The following is a 417-nucleotide window of genomic DNA, read 5'->3' on the forward strand; positions in this document are numbered from 1 at the left end:
CCTGCCGCCTGCCGCCTGCCGCCCGCCGCCCGGTCTCCAGCGGGGCGTGCGAGAGCAGCGGCAGCACCGCCGACGGGGCGTCGTCGGCGGCGACCGGCCCGTCCAGGCGTCCGATGTCCTGCAACACGATCTCGACCAGCTCCGGCTCCACCGCGAGTCCGGCCACCTCGGCCGGGCCCCCGACCACCTCGCGCAGCTGACGTTCGGTCAGCGCGCCGACCAGCAAATGGCCCTCGGTGAGCGCGGTTCGAGCTGCGGATAACGCGTACAGGCGCCGTAGAAGTCCGCCCGCAGGCCGATCACCACCACGGCCGCCGCGTCGTCCGTGCCGGCCTCCGAGGCCGCGTTCAACGCCGCCACGTAGGCGACACGTTCCGGTTCGGCGACATCGGAGGTGAACAGTTCCTCGAACTGGTC

General features: G+C 73.1%; 1 pseudogene. It reads right to left on the minus strand.

What is annotated here, in order from left to right:
• A pseudogene (locus VT52_RS39865) lies at positions 1-360 on the minus strand (nSTAND1 domain-containing NTPase); the annotation flags it as partial.
• Between the last annotated feature and the right edge of the window lie 57 nt (positions 361-417).

Source organism: Streptomyces malaysiense, assembly GCF_000980885.2.
Taxonomy (GTDB): domain Bacteria; phylum Actinomycetota; class Actinomycetes; order Streptomycetales; family Streptomycetaceae; genus Streptomyces; species Streptomyces malaysiense.